Annotated in this window: 20 protein-coding genes; 14 read left to right on the top strand and 6 right to left on the bottom strand. The window is 33.7% G+C overall.

Going from position 1 to position 16,578, the window contains the following annotated elements:
• Positions 1-169 precede the first annotated feature (169 nt).
• Positions 170-1,627: an MFS transporter gene (locus AC3WVA_RS17215; RefSeq protein WP_048526247.1), complete on the top strand. Its 1,458-nt coding sequence runs from the start codon at positions 170-172 to the stop codon at positions 1,625-1,627.
• A gap of 56 nt (positions 1,628-1,683) precedes the next feature.
• Here AC3WVA_RS17215 and AC3WVA_RS17220 read toward each other — a convergent pair whose 3' ends face one another.
• From AC3WVA_RS17220 to AC3WVA_RS17230, 3 genes are read right to left on the bottom strand one after another with little or no spacing between them, the layout of a single operon-like run.
• Complete coding sequence (locus AC3WVA_RS17220; RefSeq protein WP_098347452.1) at positions 1,684-2,793, bottom strand: DUF4018 domain-containing protein; 1,110 nt, start codon at positions 2,791-2,793, stop codon at positions 1,684-1,686.
• Entirely contained in the window at positions 2,768-3,931 is a 1,164-nt protein-coding gene (locus AC3WVA_RS17225) for a DUF58 domain-containing protein (RefSeq protein ID WP_098347451.1), read from the bottom strand. Before AC3WVA_RS17225 ends, AC3WVA_RS17220 begins: the two co-directional genes overlap by 26 nt.
• Entirely contained in the window at positions 3,928-4,857 is a 930-nt protein-coding gene (locus AC3WVA_RS17230; RefSeq protein ID WP_098347450.1) for an AAA family ATPase, read from the bottom strand. The genes AC3WVA_RS17225 and AC3WVA_RS17230 overlap by 4 nt, the downstream gene beginning before the upstream one ends.
• Before the next feature lie 203 nt (positions 4,858-5,060).
• On the opposite strand from AC3WVA_RS17230, the gene AC3WVA_RS17235 reads away from it, so the two are divergent.
• The 3 genes from AC3WVA_RS17235 to AC3WVA_RS17245 are packed head-to-tail and all read left to right on the top strand — an operon-like array spanning position 5,061 to position 6,673.
• The gene (locus AC3WVA_RS17235) at positions 5,061-5,378 is read left to right on the top strand and encodes a PadR family transcriptional regulator (protein ID WP_098347449.1); all 318 of its coding nucleotides are present in this window, start codon (positions 5,061-5,063) and stop codon (positions 5,376-5,378) included.
• 7 nt (positions 5,379-5,385) lie between these two features.
• Entirely contained in the window at positions 5,386-5,922 is a 537-nt protein-coding gene (locus tag AC3WVA_RS17240) for a DUF2812 domain-containing protein (RefSeq protein WP_098347448.1), read from the top strand.
• 22 nt (positions 5,923-5,944) lie between these two features.
• Positions 5,945-6,673 (top strand): CPBP family intramembrane glutamic endopeptidase, encoded by a 729-nt coding sequence (locus AC3WVA_RS17245; protein WP_098347447.1) that lies wholly within the window; start codon positions 5,945-5,947, stop codon positions 6,671-6,673.
• Between the two features lie 55 nt (positions 6,674-6,728).
• On the opposite strand, the gene AC3WVA_RS17250 is transcribed toward AC3WVA_RS17245, so the two are convergent.
• On the bottom strand, positions 6,729-6,974 hold the full coding sequence (locus AC3WVA_RS17250; protein WP_000433606.1) for a hypothetical protein: 246 nt from the start codon (positions 6,972-6,974) through the stop codon (positions 6,729-6,731).
• Positions 6,975-7,257: 283 nt separating this feature from the next.
• Between AC3WVA_RS17250 and AC3WVA_RS17255 the strand changes: the two genes are divergently transcribed.
• The 8 genes from AC3WVA_RS17255 (at position 7,258) to AC3WVA_RS17290 (ending at position 12,562) form a co-directional block, all read left to right on the top strand.
• Positions 7,258-7,641, top strand: a complete 384-nt coding sequence (locus tag AC3WVA_RS17255; protein WP_492322062.1) for a VOC family protein — start codon at positions 7,258-7,260, stop codon at positions 7,639-7,641.
• A 14-nt stretch (positions 7,642-7,655) separates the two neighbouring features.
• Positions 7,656-8,198: a GNAT family N-acetyltransferase gene (locus AC3WVA_RS17260; protein ID WP_098347445.1), complete on the top strand. Its 543-nt coding sequence runs from the start codon at positions 7,656-7,658 to the stop codon at positions 8,196-8,198.
• A complete protein-coding gene (locus tag AC3WVA_RS17265; protein ID WP_098347444.1) occupies positions 8,198-8,779 on the top strand; it encodes a kinase in 582 nt (193 codons plus the stop codon). The genes AC3WVA_RS17260 and AC3WVA_RS17265 overlap by 1 nt, the downstream gene beginning before the upstream one ends.
• A gap of 162 nt (positions 8,780-8,941) precedes the next feature.
• A complete protein-coding gene (locus AC3WVA_RS17270) occupies positions 8,942-9,676 on the top strand; it encodes a LytR/AlgR family response regulator transcription factor (protein WP_098347443.1) in 735 nt (244 codons plus the stop codon).
• Positions 9,676-10,992 (top strand): GHKL domain-containing protein, encoded by a 1,317-nt coding sequence (locus tag AC3WVA_RS17275; RefSeq protein ID WP_098347442.1) that lies wholly within the window; start codon positions 9,676-9,678, stop codon positions 10,990-10,992. Before AC3WVA_RS17270 ends, AC3WVA_RS17275 begins: the two co-directional genes overlap by 1 nt.
• Before the next feature lie 89 nt (positions 10,993-11,081).
• Positions 11,082-11,759, top strand: coding sequence for a YhfC family glutamic-type intramembrane protease (locus tag AC3WVA_RS17280; protein WP_098347441.1), 678 nt, complete (start codon positions 11,082-11,084; stop codon positions 11,757-11,759).
• Between the two features lie 2 nt (positions 11,760-11,761).
• The gene (locus AC3WVA_RS17285; protein ID WP_048526134.1) at positions 11,762-12,148 is read left to right on the top strand and encodes a DUF3887 domain-containing protein; all 387 of its coding nucleotides are present in this window, start codon (positions 11,762-11,764) and stop codon (positions 12,146-12,148) included.
• Positions 12,149-12,250: 102 nt separating this feature from the next.
• Positions 12,251-12,562, top strand: coding sequence for a hypothetical protein (locus tag AC3WVA_RS17290; protein WP_048526133.1), 312 nt, complete (start codon positions 12,251-12,253; stop codon positions 12,560-12,562).
• A 40-nt stretch (positions 12,563-12,602) separates the two neighbouring features.
• On the opposite strand, the gene AC3WVA_RS17295 is transcribed toward AC3WVA_RS17290, so the two are convergent.
• Positions 12,603-12,818: a helix-turn-helix domain-containing protein gene (locus tag AC3WVA_RS17295; RefSeq protein ID WP_000974619.1), complete on the bottom strand. Its 216-nt coding sequence runs from the start codon at positions 12,816-12,818 to the stop codon at positions 12,603-12,605.
• 10 nt (positions 12,819-12,828) lie between these two features.
• A complete protein-coding gene (locus AC3WVA_RS17300) occupies positions 12,829-13,311 on the bottom strand; it encodes a DUF2975 domain-containing protein (protein ID WP_098347440.1) in 483 nt (160 codons plus the stop codon).
• A gap of 284 nt (positions 13,312-13,595) precedes the next feature.
• On the opposite strand from AC3WVA_RS17300, the gene AC3WVA_RS17305 reads away from it, so the two are divergent.
• Both AC3WVA_RS17305 and desA read left to right on the top strand, forming a co-directional pair.
• Entirely contained in the window at positions 13,596-15,257 is a 1,662-nt protein-coding gene (locus AC3WVA_RS17305) for an alkaline phosphatase (protein ID WP_492322063.1), read from the top strand.
• 227 nt (positions 15,258-15,484) lie between these two features.
• Complete coding sequence (gene desA / locus AC3WVA_RS17310) at positions 15,485-16,516, top strand: Delta(5) desaturase DesA (protein ID WP_139365319.1); 1,032 nt, start codon at positions 15,485-15,487, stop codon at positions 16,514-16,516.
• Positions 16,517-16,578: the final 62 nt, after the last annotated feature.

The following is a 16,578-nucleotide window of genomic DNA, read 5'->3' on the forward strand; positions in this document are numbered from 1 at the left end:
GTGTAAATTTATACAAAAAGAGCATTTAATTGGACAAATAATTAATTATGTGAAATAATAATAACAGATAAGGAGACGTTGCTTTTCCTTAAGTGCTTCGAATTAATTTTATTCAATAAGAGAAGGTGTGCTTAAAGAAGTTAAATTAAAAAAGGAGCTGTTTAATTATATGCAACAAAATAATGATTTAAATTTTGAACCTCAAGACGTTAATATTGTCAATCCTAAACAAGCCAGGAAAGCAGTAGTTGCTACTGGTATAGGGAATGCAATGGAGTGGTTTGACTTCGGATTATACGCGTATTTAGCGGTTATCTTAAGTCAATTATTCTTCTCAGGTGTTGATAATAGTGGATTGCAACTTGTACTCACATTCGGTACATTTGCGGCAGCCTTTCTCGTTCGACCAATCGGAGGTGTATTCTTTGGTAGAATAGGAGATAAGTACGGCCGAAAAATCGTGTTAAGTACTACTATTATTTTAATGGCACTTTCTACATTATTCATCGCATTACTACCAACCTATGAACAAATTGGTGTATGGGCACCGATACTACTTTTAGTTGCCCGAATGATTCAAGGCTTCTCTACAGGCGGCGAATATTCAGGTGCAATGGTTTATATCGCAGAATCTTCTCCAGATAAAAAGCGTGGTATACTCGGTAGTGGTCTTGAAATTGGAACACTCTCAGGTTACATTGCTGCATCGGTAATTGTTACCATTTTGACGTTATTGTTAACAGATGAACAAATGCTCAGCTGGGGCTGGCGTATTCCTTTCTTAATAGCTGCACCAATTGGCTTGGTCGGTTTATATTTACGCCGTCATTTAGATGAATCTCCTATCTTTGAAGAGATGGAAAAAGCACAAGAGGAATCTGAAGACAATGAACAATTTTCATTTATGGATATTATGAAATATCACAAAAAAGACTTCTTATTAAGCACAGTAATTGTCGCCTTCTTTAATATTACGAATTATATGATTCTTTCGTATATTCCTTCTTATCTAACTCAAGTACTTAAAGTCAAAGAAACAACTGGCTTATTAATTATTTCTATTACGATGGCACTTATGATTCCACTAGCACTATATTTCGGTAAATTAAGTGATAAAATTGGTAATAAACGCGTCGTGCAAATTGGTTTACTCGGTTTAACTGTATTTGCAATTCCAGCATTTTTACTAATAGGTAACGGGCATATTGCAGCTATATTTGCAGGTATTTTCGTATTAGGTTTCTTCTTAAGTGTGTATGAAGGAACATTACCTTCATTATTACCATCACTATTTTTCACCGATGTACGTTATCGAGCACTTTCGATCTCATTTAATATTTCTGTATCTATATTCGGTGGAACAACACCGCTCGTATGTTCATACTTAGTTCATGCAACCGGTAACCCGCTGGCACCAGCATTTTATTTAGCGGGTGTAAGTGTTATTGGATTAGTCGTATTTAGTGTTTTATTCGTTACAACTTCAGGACGTGCACTAAAAGGTTCATATCCTACAGTAGAAACGAAAAAAGAAGCACATCAAATTGCGAAAGAAGACCCTGAAGAAACACTTTGGTGGCATGAAGAGTCATTAGAAATTGAAGCAGGGAAAAACGCTTCAATTTAAAAATTAACGTAGAAGTATAAAAAGACTCCTATAAAAATAGGAGTCTTTTTATTGGGTTATTTCTTTCTTTTCTTCAAATTCTTCTGATATGCATAGAGTTTATGGATTTCTTCCTTAAATTCATGTAACTGTACACTATTTTCCTCATTTGAATAACGCACTGCATTATAAGCATCTATAATAATATGACTCTCAATATTTACATCTTCTTCACGATTTATTCTTTCTAACCATGCTTGAACAGTTTCTCCTCGGTTTCTATTTAAAGGAGGAATTAATTTACTCTCTAGTTTAAAAATCCCTTTTCGAATTTCGTTATGTGGTGGTTTATTTCGTTTCAAACGTTTTTGGCTCATTCCTTCTTTATCAGTGATGATAGTAGATTCGAAGACAGGCATATTTGGTAAACTGAATTGTTTTCGTCTTTTTATTATTTTCCAAACGACGTAAATAGCGATAGAAGCACAAGCTATTACGGTCATGCTATTTATAAGAGTTGGATCAAAATCAGGAGGTGTTTTCCCATCTGTAATTTGTGGTTTTAAGAGATGCCCTTTACTTGCCCAAACTCCTTCAGTATCTTTCAATTCAGCTGCTATGAGAAATGGATTTATTACGTAACCGACCCCTAATGCGACTACTTCTGTCATAAAACTAAAAATAAGACGAATAAAAGGGAAAACTAGAACAAGTATGGTACTTATTACAACAATTGTAATAATAGAAGCGAAACGTAATAACTGTTGATTACGATTTACCCCAGTTAACCAAAAAGTAATCATAATGTGTAAAACTAAAAGTAACAGTTTCCACAATGGCGGAAAGGGCCCATAAAATATAGCTGAAATACCAAACCAAACTATGCCGCCTAACGATTTTTGAACTGGATATCCAGGCCCGACTACATGTACGATAAAGAAGAAAAGCGGTAACATAATTGTGCTAAATAGAGAGAAAGGGAGAAAGATAGAACAACCGATTATTTGAGTAAATAACAGTATGACAAAACCTGTTGTTTTTTTCTTCATTAGTTTATAGATAAGCAATACTCCCATATATCCCGTTGCTAAAAATATAGTAATAGCAACAAGTTCATCTCTTTCCGTTAATAACGAAAGGAGGAGCAGCAGAATAAAGTTATTAACGTGATAGAGCCAAGTCTTCAAGCTTTTCCACCATCCCTTCGTTATTGATAAGAAACGTAGGCTGCGATAGAAGAGAGAGGTCATTCTTTTGCAAGCCAATGTAAATCATTGTAGAGGATCGTTCTCCTTTTCTATTTGTATAATGGAGAAATCCTTGTTTCGGAATTAATGTGCTATCGTCTGATATACGTGCCAACTCCTCTAAAGCTTTTGCGTAATGTGTTTGCCCTTCGTTTAATGGTAAATGCAGAGGACCACCTTCTGCTAATACACTAATAAATAATTCAAACGGTATTTGATGCTTCGTTGCGTATTGACAAATGTATGTAGCAAATGAAATAAGGTCTTCTATATTATCTTTCCAACCAAATCCGCGATCAGCAGCTAATGAAAGACAAATTGTCCAACTATAATTTTTAACAGGTTCATATTGCTTCGCCTGTAATTCCTGCATTTTAGCAGATGCTTTCCAATGGATAGAACGGAAAGACTCACGTTCATATCGTTTAACTCCAATAATAGATGTTTCATCATTGTAAAAAGAAAAATTCGTTCGATAAGATCCGTTTAAAAGTTGCTGAAGTTCTTGCAAACCTGCTACTTCTTTAGGAGAAGGGTACACAATAATTTCAGTCCGTAATTTATCAAAAATGGGTAAATGTACAGTTAAAAGGTGAAAAGGATCTTTCAAGATACATTCGAACTGTTCAATTTGAAACACACCACGTTTCGTTGCGGTTAATGTTAAATCCCATTTTTGCGCTGAATATGCAGGTTGTGAAAACGGGAAAGAAAATAACGTTTTCGATATTTGTTCAATCCCTTGATCTTTTTGTGGTAGTAAGGACGGATTTAAATGAAAATAACAAACGCCGTTAACGAGTGGTATATTTGCTCCGTTTTTTAAATGAATGAAAAACTGTCCAGATTCATCAGGAAAAAGCCGAGTTGTTTGTTTCTCGTTTATCACTTGAAACTTCTTCTCTATATAAGCGACATATTTATAAATAAAAATCGCAAATAAATAGTAGAAGAAAAAGAAAAACATAATGATTCGTTGTGGCATGAAAAATGTAAATAGTATAGCGCCTGGAACAGATAGTTGAATAATATGAAGTTGAAAAAATAAAGGTACAGTTACAACGCGCTGTCCATTCATGTTTGTTCAATCTCCACTGGAACATCCACTTCTTTTAAAATCCTTTGCATAATTTCATTTTTTGTCGTACGTAATGCACCTTCCATTGATAAGACGATACGGTGATTCCAAATAGAGGGAATTAAAAATTGTATATCTTCTGGCGTACAATATTCTCTCCCTCGTAAAAATGCTAATGCCTGTACTGCGCGCACTAAGGCAAGTGTGGCACGAGGACTTACACCGTTAGCGATGTAATTATGATTTCTTGTAGCATGAGCAAGTTTAATAATGTAATGTTCTAACGGTTCAGATACGAAAATTTCTTTTACACGCTTCTGTGCTTCTAAAATGTCTTCTAAAGAAATAACAGATTTGACGCTTTCTAACGGCGTATCGTTGCGGAAACGACGCATCATTTTTAACTCATCTTCGGGATCAGGATAACCAATTGAAATGGTCATTAAAAAACGATCAAGCTGTGCATCTGGTAGAGGAAACGTTCCTTGTGATTCAATTGGATTTTGCGTCGCAATAACAAAGAACGGTTTCGGAAGAGAAGTAGATTGCTTTTCAAGCGTTACTTGTCGTTCTTCCATCGATTCTAATAAACTAGACTGTGTTCTAGGCATAGCACGGTTAATTTCATCCGCAAGCAAAATGTTGGTCATGACTGGTCCAAGTCTTAACTCGAATTCGCTCGTTTTCGGATTAAAATATTCAATACCTGTTACATCACTCGGAAGTACATCCGGTGTAAATTGGACGCGAGAAAAATTACCACCTATACTTTTAGAAAGTGTTTTCGCAAGTAACGTTTTCCCCGTACCAGGCACATCCTCAAGCAGTACATGTCCATCAGCAAGCAATGAAACGAGTAATAAATCTATAACATTTTCTTTACCGACAAAAACTGATCCTATGTTTTCTTTCAATTTATTTATCATATGTATCATTCCTTTCAAAATGTAAACGGATATTTCTATATTTTAACAAATTATTCAGAAAATTGATATAATTTTCAGTTCAAAGAAGTGGCTATCAGATTATTAAATTATACTTGCATATCTTGGAATGTGAATATATAATATCGATATACGATATATCGCTATTCGATATATCACTAAACGATGTATCGGAGGTAGTTATAATGAATGTGAAAGCGCAAAAATACATTCCGTTAACAGAAGCGACATATTACATACTGTTGTCATTAGTGAGACCAATGCACGGATATGGAATTATGCAAATGGTAGAAGAGATGACAAATGGGGAAGTAAAACTCGGTCCAGGTACTTTATACGGGAATACGACGAAGTTACTAAAAGAGAAGTTAATAGTTGAAGTGGCCTCTACAGATAGAAAGAAGTGCTATGAGTTAACGTCACTTGGTAGAGAAGTATTAGAGCTAGAGTATAACAGGTTGCAGAGATCTGTGAGGAATGGAAATAGTATATTAGGGGAGTGAATAGAAGATGAAGACAAAGAAGGTATTGAAATTTTTCGCGGCATGGAGTTTAGAAAAAGAAGAAGTTTTTTTACGGAAAATGCATCAAAAAGGATGGGCGCTACAAAATTATAATATGATGTATACGTTTAAGAAAACTGAGCCGAAAGATATAATCTATAAAGCTGATTTTAGAATGGATTATAGAGATTCAAAGGAAAAACAAAAAGAATATATTGAATTATATGAAATGTGTGGTTGGAAACATGTAACTAGTTTCACCAAATGGCACTACTTTTGCAAGGACGTAGCTGATGATAATGAGTTGCCAGATATATATTCAGAAAAAGAGACTAAAATTGAAAAGTTTAAAGACTTATTTAAATTTCTTGTATTTGTTTTTTCATTTGCAATGCTATGTATGACTCCTAGTTTACTAAGTTCTTCGGAAGTTAGGATTCCAATTTTGATAAAAGGTGTAATTGGATTTTTAGGTTGTATGTATGTGTATATATTTGTAAGGTTATTTTGGAAGATAAAAAAGTTAAAAAAAGAAATCCTGTAAAAATATAGAAAGGGGAATTAACATGATTATTTTGACTATGTTATTTATATATTTGACCTTAGGTGAAGGGGTTCTTGGCAAACGGTTGTACAATAAGTTGAAAGAGGATATACAAACAAATAAAAATGCAAGAGTTTCTTTTTATATAAGAACAATGAGTTTACTGTGGGCGTTAACCCTCATTATGTTAATAACATCATACTCAATCAATATCCCATTTGAGGAGTATGGACTTAAACTACCATCTGCTAATTATATGGTGAGTAAGTATTTTGAAGATATGAACATATCATGGTGGATAGGTGTATGTATTGGGTTAATAGTGCCGTTGATTATTTTAAAGAAAAATAAACTTTTTCAAAGGTATACAGAAAGACAAATGAGTGATGCTTCAGAAATGCTCCCTAATAATTATCGAGAAACAATACTATGGATTTTTATTTGCATTACAGCAGGTGTAACAGAAGAGCTATTATTTCGTTCTTTCATGATGAATTACTTATCACAGATTTTCCCGGCGCTATCGATAATATGGGTACTAGTTATCTCGTCAATCATTTTTGGTTTAGCGCATTTTTATCAAGGTTGGAAAGGTATAGTGGGGACAACGATTTTAGGTTTCATGTTAGGAAGAGTATATGTTGCAACTGGATCAATTTATCCGTCTATAATTATACATATGCTTATAGATTTACTTGTACTTGTTCGCTTATTTATATTGAAAGGAAAAGTAATATTACAGAGAGTCTAAAGTAAATGTAGAATGAGATTAAAAAAGTTGCTTGAAACACAAGCAACTTTTTTTATTAGAAAGACTGATTTTGCGCAGGTTTAATAAATTGTTCCGGGTTTTCAACGAGTCCGCATACAGCGCATTGGACTCTGTATGTTGGTCCTTGATAGGCCATATGAAAAGCATTCATATTTTCATTTGTGTATTCTTCTTCTACTTGACCAGTTTGTGGATTTAACTTGACTGGTTTTACTTGTTGCTCCAGAATATTAAAGCGAGTACGGTTCGTTTTACAGCTTGGACATAGCATTGGTTCCATATGTATACACCTCCATTTGTAGCATTTCTTAAACTCTTGAATTTTATGCAACCGAAAAAACTTTCTCAATATAAATAGGTATTTAATGTATTTAAAATTCAGAAAAAATAAAATATAATAAGGGTACGAACTGGTTATGTCCAAACCAAATCTCCTGTTTTATGCCAATAAGCTGGGGGGCCGAGAAATCGGCCTCATTTTTTTGTGCTCGTTACTATAAGGAACAAGGTTTTTATGAGACTTTTGTCGAAATTTTAGGGATGGATATAAAGGGGGATTAATAATGGATTTGAAGATGAAGTACATCATTTTATACGTAGAAAAGTTTGAGGAATGTCTAAGATTCTATAAAGATGTATTACAGTTACCGATAAAAGCAGAGCATGGTACATATATTGAATTTAATACGGGTACTACCATATTAGCGATGAATACGCGGCAAGATGTAAAAGAATTAACGGGACTACCACTTACAGAAGGTGAGTTACAATCTTCCCATTTTGAATTGGGATTCGTTGTCGAAAATGTACAAGAAACGATTGAGCAATTTAGAAAAAAAGGTATTACGGTTTTAGTTGAACCAATTGTAAAGCCGTGGGGACAAACAATTGCATACATTGCTGATCCAGATGGGAATTATATTGAAATTTGCAGTACATTAGAATAGAAGGAGAAAAAGCGATGGGGTTTCCGAAACTAGAAACAGAACGTTTAGTATTAAGAGAACTAACACTGTTAGATGCAGAAACGATGTTCCGTTATTTTTCAAAAGAATCTGTTATACGTTATTTTGGAATGGATTCTTTCGAAAATATTGAACAAGCGAAAACAACGATTCAAACGTTTAAAAATCGTTATGAAGAGGGAAGTGTATTTCGCTGGGGAATTGAGAAAAAGGGCACGGGCCAATTAATCGGAACGTGCGGATTTCATTTAATAAACAAACATCATAAGCGAGCTGAAATCGGTTATGAATTAGATGATACATATTGGGGACAAGGGTATGCAACGGAAGCGTTACAATCGATTTTAGATTACGGATTTGAAACGTTGCAACTTATAAGAATTGCTGCTGTTGTATACGTAGAGAATAAAGCTTCTCAAAAATTATTAAGTAAAGCAGGTTTTCAAGAAGAAGGATTACTTAGAAAACATATGATTCAAAATGGAGTTGCTCATGATACGATTTTATACTCGTTATTAAAAGAAGAGTGGAAGAAATAATGAGTACAAATGAGCTTATAAATATAATGAAGAAACATAAAGGAAACAGGTTCATTCTAGGTATAGATGGTTTAAGTCGATCAGGAAAAACAACGTTTGTAACAAACTTAAAGGAAAATATGAAACAAGAAAGTATTCCGTTTCATGTTTTTCATATTGATGATCATATAGTAGAGCGTAATAAACGATATGATACTGGATATGAAGAATGGTATGAGTATTATTATTTACAATGGGATATTGAGTGGCTTCGGCAGAAGTTTTTTCAAAAGTTACAAACTGAAACAAAACTGAAGTTACCGTTCTATCATGATGTGACAGACTCATGCGAAATGAAAAAAGTACAGATTCCCATAGTAGGTGTTATTGTAATTGAAGGTGTTTTTTTACAACGAAAAGAATGGAGAGATTTCTTTCATTATATGGTGTACTTGGATTGTCCAAGAGAGATACGGTTTCTGCGCGAGAGTGAGGAAACGCAGAAAAACCTTTCAAAGTTTGAGAATAGGTATTGGAAAGCAGAGGATTATTACTTAGAAAAGGAATTACCGAAGGAGCGGGCGGATTTAGTTATAGAATAATTTGAAGAAAACCTCAACTTTGTGCTTGAATAGTTGAGGTTTCTCTATGTAATAGCAAATTAATTATTTTAATTCTTGGGAAGGAGATTAGTGTAACAATTTGAATTATATAGTTATAGATAAATTTATAGATGAAAAGATTTCAATAAAGCGAGTGATCACATGAGTATTTTCATTTTAGAAGATGATGTCATACAGGCGCAGCAAATGAAGCGGCTAGTTGAAGAGATTTGTGAGAAATATATGTTGCCTTTTGATTTTATAGAGGTGAGTAGTAAAAGTGAAAACATCATTACTAACATTCCTAAGGCGAAGTATGTCCCAATCTATTTTTTAGATATAGAGATTAAAAGGGAAGAGCGTAAAGGTTTACAAGTTGCGCAAGAAATACGAAAGTATGATACGCAAGGAATTATTGTGTTTGTAACGACGCATTCTGAATTTGCACCTATTTCTTATCAATACATGGTATCGGCTTTAACTTTTATTGATAAAGGGTTGCCATATGAGGAGAGGCGTAACATTTTTGAACAATGTTTACTCCAATATGAAGCGCGTAATAAGCATATCATTCCATCTGATGATTTTATCGTTGAAAATAGTAATGCGACTGTACGGGTTCCTTTTCATGAAGTTGAATATGTTATGACCGATGAACCACACCGCTTAGCATTAGTGACGTTAGATCGAATTGTTTATTTTTATGGAACTTTAAAAGAAATTGAATTAATAGATGAACGTTTATTTCGATGTCATCAATCATATATCGTGAATACGAAGCAAATGTCTTCTTATGATGCGAATCAAAAAATGCTAGTTTTAAAAAGCGGGAAACGCATTCCAGTATCACGTCGTTTAGTGAGTAAAGTACGTAACATATTAAAGGGTGAAATATAATGTACATTTATGATTTATTTGCAATACTGCTTACTAGTATAAGCCATACGTTTTTGTATCTTCAATTAATCCGGTACAACAGGTTGTCATATAGAATGTTAATAGCTTTAAGTGCGGTATTCATTATTTTACTTGCGATTGTCGTAACAGTAACGAGATATCCAGAATTGAATAGTACGATTGTGTTATTTTTAATAAGTTTAGGACTAATGCAAAATGAACTAAAACTTAAGCATAATGTATATTTTGCACTAGTGAGCATGGTGATTATAACGTTAGTAAAAATGTTGCTTTTTGATTTAGGAATGAAAATCTTTATGTTAACGCCATTCAATTTATATTTATGGACAGGAAGCGTGATTCATCTTACTGTATCGACACTTACTTTTATTGGCATTTTTGTAGTCCGTAAAAGAATCCAAAAAATTGCTCAATATATAGTAGGTAGTCCGCTATACTATGTAACTTATATATTATTAATTGCCGGATTTATTATTGAACTAATCTTAACTCAACCATCTTCTGCGCTATTAGCACAATTAAATCAACAATACAGTGAAGCAAGTTATATTTCAGCGATTATTATATTTTTATTATTACTAATCATTGTGCTAATAAGCTCACACTTATCGAAAGAAAAGTTACGAGAAGAGCATGAAAAACGTTTGGATAAAGAGTTATTAGATTATGTGGAAAAATTAGAGGATATGCACGATGAGCTTGCTAGTTTCCGTCATGATTATATGAATGTATTATTATCGTTAGAAGAGGGAATACGTACAAAAAATGTGAAAGAAATTGAGCAAGTGTATTATGATGTTATAGCTCCTACGTTAAAAACAATAAATGATCATGAACTTGATATTGCGAAATTATCTCGCATACATATTCCTGAAGTGAGAAGTGTATTAAGGGCGAAAGTTGGCACTGCCCAGCAACAACAAATAAAAGTAATGCTTGATATACCTGAAAACATTGAAAGTGTTTCGATACCGATTATTTCATTTATTCGCATCATTTCAGTTTTAGTAGACAATGCAATTGAAGAAGCAGTGCATAGTGAGGAAAAGATATTGCAAATCGCATTTTTTAAAATGGATTCACGACAATATTTTATCGTACGTAATAGTTCAAAGAGTGAAGTGATTGATTTACAAAAAATTTATGAGAAAAACCATACAAGTAAAAAAGGAGCTAGAGGGTACGGGCTATTTTCATTAAAACGGATTATAAATAAAACAAATAATGCGACGTTAGAAACAACTTATGTAAGTCCTTATTTCACGCAAACATTCATACTAAAGGAGATGAAATGACCATCTATGATGAAAAGGAAACCGAATAAGAAATAACTACATACTTTCTACACTCGTTTTTATACACTTCAAGTAAGAGGTGAAGCGAGATGAATGGTCTTATTTTTACAACAATGATTAGCTTTGGTTTACCACTTGTAGCACTTTTATATGCTGTCTGGAAGAAACGCTATATTCCATATATGTTAGGTGTATTGGCTTTTGTTGTATCACAAATATTGATTCGCATACCAATACTAAATTATGTAAATGGAACTAGCACAGATTTTCAAATGTTTTCTGTTATGCAGCCTGTACTATTTGTTCTTTTGCTTAGTTTGTCAGCTGGAATTTTTGAAGAGGTAGCCCGTTTTATCGCAATGCGTTATTTTATGAAACAACGAGATTGGCAGTCTGGTTTTTTATTTGGAGCAGGGCATGGTGGTATTGAAGCAGTGTTAATAGTTGGCATTCCGGTAATATCTCTATTATTGTCACAAACAGCCATTCAAAATGGTGACAGTTACTATTTCGCCGGTATTGAGCGCATCTTCGCAATGGTATTGCATATTGGGCTTTCCTTCATAATATTGCAAGCTGTCGTCCAAAAGAAATTTCGTTATGTTATATATGCAATTCTCATCCACGGGACTGCAAATGCGTTAGCGAGCATTATATCGCTATATGTAAAAGGGAAAAGCGGGATCATTATGTCAGAAGTTTCATTAGCAATTTGTGCTTTACTCGTTTTTAGTTATAGTTTCATTTTAAAAAGAAAGGGTGTATGACAATGAGAAGAATGTTATTAATTATTGTAAGTGCTATCGCGGCGTTCGCACTCGCAGCCTGTACCGGTAATAAAGTAGATGAAAGTACGTCTAAAAAATTTATTTCGAAGGCGGAAGAAATTGTATCATTATTAAATGAGGCAAAGTATAAAGATGTGCATGAAAAATTTGATAGTAAAATGAAAGCTGGATTACCAGAAGAAAAAATGAAAGATCTTACACCTGTAATTGAGAAAGCCGGTACGTTCGAAAAAATTGAGAAAAAATCGATTGAAGAAAAAGATGGTTTATATACTGTTATACTTGTAGCGAAATATAGTAAGGAACAACGGACATATATTATAACTTATAATGACAAAGAAGAAATAGCAGGTTTATTTATTAAATAAAAACAGGTGCAGTGGAAATTTCCGTTGCACCTGTTTTTATAACCAAATTATGGTTATTTATGCTAATATGAACTCATAGCTATAGAGAAGGGGTGGGTTAGTATGAAAAGTGAGATAGTACTTAAAAAGAAGTACAGTATGATAAGTTATATATCTTTACTCATCGGTACTTTATGTTTTCTATTCGTTTTTATAACGCCGACAAGGATAGCGAATGCAGGTAATATAGTGGGAGATTATATTACAGTCGCCTTGACAGTTGCAGGAATCATACTTTCTATCATTACGATGACGAAAAAAAACGAGAAGAAGGGAATTGCTATTCTTTCATTAATATTGTCCTTATCATTTTTTATATTTTGGATTATCGCAATTATCCTATTGTTTACTGGTCAAATTAGTTTTGCGCCGTAATATGCAATAAAAAGAGTCCTTCTTGTATGAAGGACTCTTTTTATTCAGTATCTTCAGGTTGATATTCTAAAATATCCCCAGGTTGGCATTCTAATGCTTTACAAATGGCTTCTAAAGTTGAAAAACGAACTGCTTTTGCTTTTCCGTTTTTCAAAATAGAAAGGTTAGCCATTGTAATTCCAACCTTCTCCGAAAGCTCTGTTACGCTCATTTTTCTTTTCGCTAACATTACATCAATATTAATAATAATTGCCATATTATTCACCTCAGACCGTTAAATCATTTTCTGATTTTATATCTATCGCATCTTTTAATAGTCTTTGGAGAACGGCAGCAAAGACCGCGATTACCATTGAAGCAAAAATCATAATCATTCCAATAATAATAATGCCAGGGGCGTCATCTCTCTCTGCCACAAGATAGAAAAGTGGCAAACCTAATACATATAATACACTAATTGCTAGAGCACTGTACTTAATATTTTTTAAAGCTTTAACAGATAACTCTGAGAATGCGTTGTTCTTATCAATATAGTTTAAAAGCTGAAATGTTTGGTACAACGCAAAATAATAAGGTATTGCTGTTGCGTATAAGTTGATAAATACAAGATATTTAATATATGCAATATCAGGATATAGTTCTGCAGCGAAATTTCCTATTTTAGGGACTAAAAAAATGCATATAGCAAGAACAGGGATACCCATTAGAATCACAGCTGTCTTTAGGAAGAGTGTTGATCCTTGTTTCATAAAAAGCACCTCATTTATTTAATATCTTATTAATTTACCATGAAATTTATTGTTTAACAATAAATTTTTATTCATTTCAGTTGGGGATTTATTGTTAAACAAGTTAATAATGAAAAATATTCTTTATTAAGATAGATGAACTATAACGACATGTAATGAATGAGAAAGTTACGTTGTTAGCTTTATAAGAATTGGGAACAAATAAAACATATGTAGGTTGTGAAAAGTAATGGGAAATCAGATCTTTGTATGTAAATGAATGTGAAAAAAATGGAGGCGCAATAATGTCGGAATTAGCTTTAAAGATGAAGAGATTGTTGTTATTAGGAACAATCACAATAAGTATGGTATGTACTGAAAGTGTGATGAATGATCATGCAGTGGAAGCAAAAGTGAAAAAAGTAGAAAGGCAACCGAAAAATGTCATCATAATGGTTATGGACGGAACGAGTTCTTCAGCAACTACATTGGCTCGCTTGTATAAAGGGAAACCACTGGCATTAGATGAAATGGTAACAGGAGGAGTTCGTACATATTCAGCGGAATCAGCTATAACAGACTCAGCCCCAGCAGCTACAGCACTAGCGACGGGGCATAAATCGAATTCAGGATATGTAGGTGTATTACCTTCTATAGTAAGTTCGCCCGACGTAAAACCAATAAAAGAAGAGGACAAGTTAAGGCCAGTTGCCAATGTTTTAGAAGGTGCCAAACGTACTGGTCGCGCCGCTGGAATTGTTGCTACAGCTGAAATTCAGCATGCTACTCCGGCCGGGTTCTCTGCTCACCATGTAAACCGTAAGCGCTTTGACGTAATTGCGGAGCAACAAGTGTATCAACATATAGATGTCGTATTAGGCGGGGGAAAAGCGGCACTGCTACCTTTAAAAAGAAAAGATGGTGAAGATTTAGTAAAGGTGATTCAAGAAAAAGGATACGACTTTGTTGAAACGAAAGATGCATTATTGAACGCTAAATCTAAGAAAATTTGGGGCTCTTTTTCACATAATGCTTTAGCATTTGATATGGATCGTGAAGCAACAAATCCGGAGCAACCGACACTTTCTCAAATGACGGAAAAAGCAATTCAAACACTATCAAAAGATAAAGATGGATTCTTTTTATTTGTGGAAGGAAGTAAGCCAGATTGGGCTGCACATGTGAATGATCCAATTGGGATGATTAGCGATGTATTAGCATTTGATGAAGCGGTAGCAAAAGCATTACAATTTGCAAAAAATGATGGGAACACATTACTCATAGCTTTAACTGACCATGGCAATAGCGGTATTTCTATCGGGAATATGAATACGACAAAAGGTTATAATACTACGCCGATTTCTACATATATTGATCCATTAAAAAAAGCGAAAATGACGCTTGAAGGGGTAACCCAAAAAATAAATAATGATTTATCAAATATAGTAGAAGTTGCTGCACTTTACGGTTTAAATAACTTATCTGAAGTTGAAAAGGAAAAATTAAAAGGTGCACAAAAGAAATCGGATATGGGTCCAATACTTACTACATTACTAGCTAACCGTGCAAACATAGGCTTCACAACAGGTGGCCATACAGGTGAGGATGTATTTTTATATTCTTACGGTCCTCAAAAGCCATACGGTTTACTCCAAAACACAGACATTGCGAAGACGATGGCGAAAGCAATGGGTTTTAACTTAGAAGAAGTAACAAACAAGTTATTTGTAGAGAGTGAATCAGCTTTTAAACGAAAAGGTGCAACAGTGACAATAGATAATACGGATGTAGCAAATCCAGTGCTTGTAGTAAAGCGAAAAAACGTAGAAGCTAAATTGTTTGTTAATAAAAATATTATTCGTATCAATGGTAAAGAGTATGAATTAGGAAGCGTTGTAGTGGAAAGTAATGGAAAATTTTATGTGCCAGAAAAAGCAATTCATCTAATTAGAAAACATTCTCGTTAAAAAATTGCCAACCACTTACCTTAGTTAGGGTAAGTAGTTGACAATTTTTTTGTTTGGATCAAACTTGTCTATATAAAAACTATCTTAGACGTAAGTAATTTGTAAGTAATGAGTAAGAAAAAAGAGATTTTTATAATATATAATATTTATTATATCTACTTTTAACACCTGATACTAATAGTGTGCTATAATGTGAATTAGCAACAAAAAGGAAAGGAATTAGAAAAATGACATTAGAAAATACTAAAAATTTAAAAAAACAAGTTGCTCCGTATGAAAAATCAACGATTAAAAAAAGTGTGTGGCAACTTATTAACACAGTCGTGCCATTTATTATTTTATGGTACCTTGCTTATAAAAGTTTGTCTGTTTCTTATTTGTTAGCATTAGTTCCATCTCTGTTAGCTGCTGGTTTTATGACGCGAATTTTCATAATTTTTCATGATTGTACCCATTATTCATTCTTTAAAAGTCGACCTGCCAATAGAATAGTAGGGACATGTATGGGTGTGTTAACGTTATTCCCATTTGATCAATGGGGACATGAGCATGCTATCCATCACGCTACAAGTGGTAATTTGGATAAGCGAGGTACAGGAGATATTTGGACGCTTACAGTGGATGAATATGTAGCTGCTCCATTTAGACTTCGTTTAGCTTATCGTTTATATCGCAATCCATTCGTTATGTTTGGATTAGGCCCGATTTATGTTTTCTTGCTTAAAAATAGATTTAACCGAAAAGGTGCTAGACAGAAAGAACGTATGAATACGTATTTGACGAATATTATTATCGTTGCTGTAGTAGCTATACTTTGCTGGGCAATTGGATGGCAATCGTTTCTATTAGTACATGGTACGATATTCTTAATTGCAGGTTCAGTAGGGATTTGGCTGTTTTACGTACAGCACACATTTGAGGATTCTTACTTTGAAGAAGATAAAGATTGGGAATATGTGAAAGCGGCTGTGGAAGGAAGTTCATTTTATAAACTTCCAAAAATCTTGCAATTCCTAACTGGTAATATTGGATTTCATCATGTTCACCATTTAAGTCCAAGAGTACCTAACTATAAATTAGAAGAGGCACACAATAATACGCTTCCGTTAAAAAATGTACCGACGATTACACTTGCTACAAGTTTGCGTTCACTTCGTTTCCGTCTTTGGGATGAGAAAAGTAACAATTTTGTTAGCTTTAAAGATGTCAAAAATATAATTAAAAATAATGTTTCTGTCCGGGTGAAATCTGAACTATAATTTCATCGGCTATAAAACTCCCCTGAATCATTTTCGATGTAAGGGGAGTTTTTGTTATATAT

The organism is Bacillus sp. EB106-04-02-XG92 (assembly GCF_058791995.1).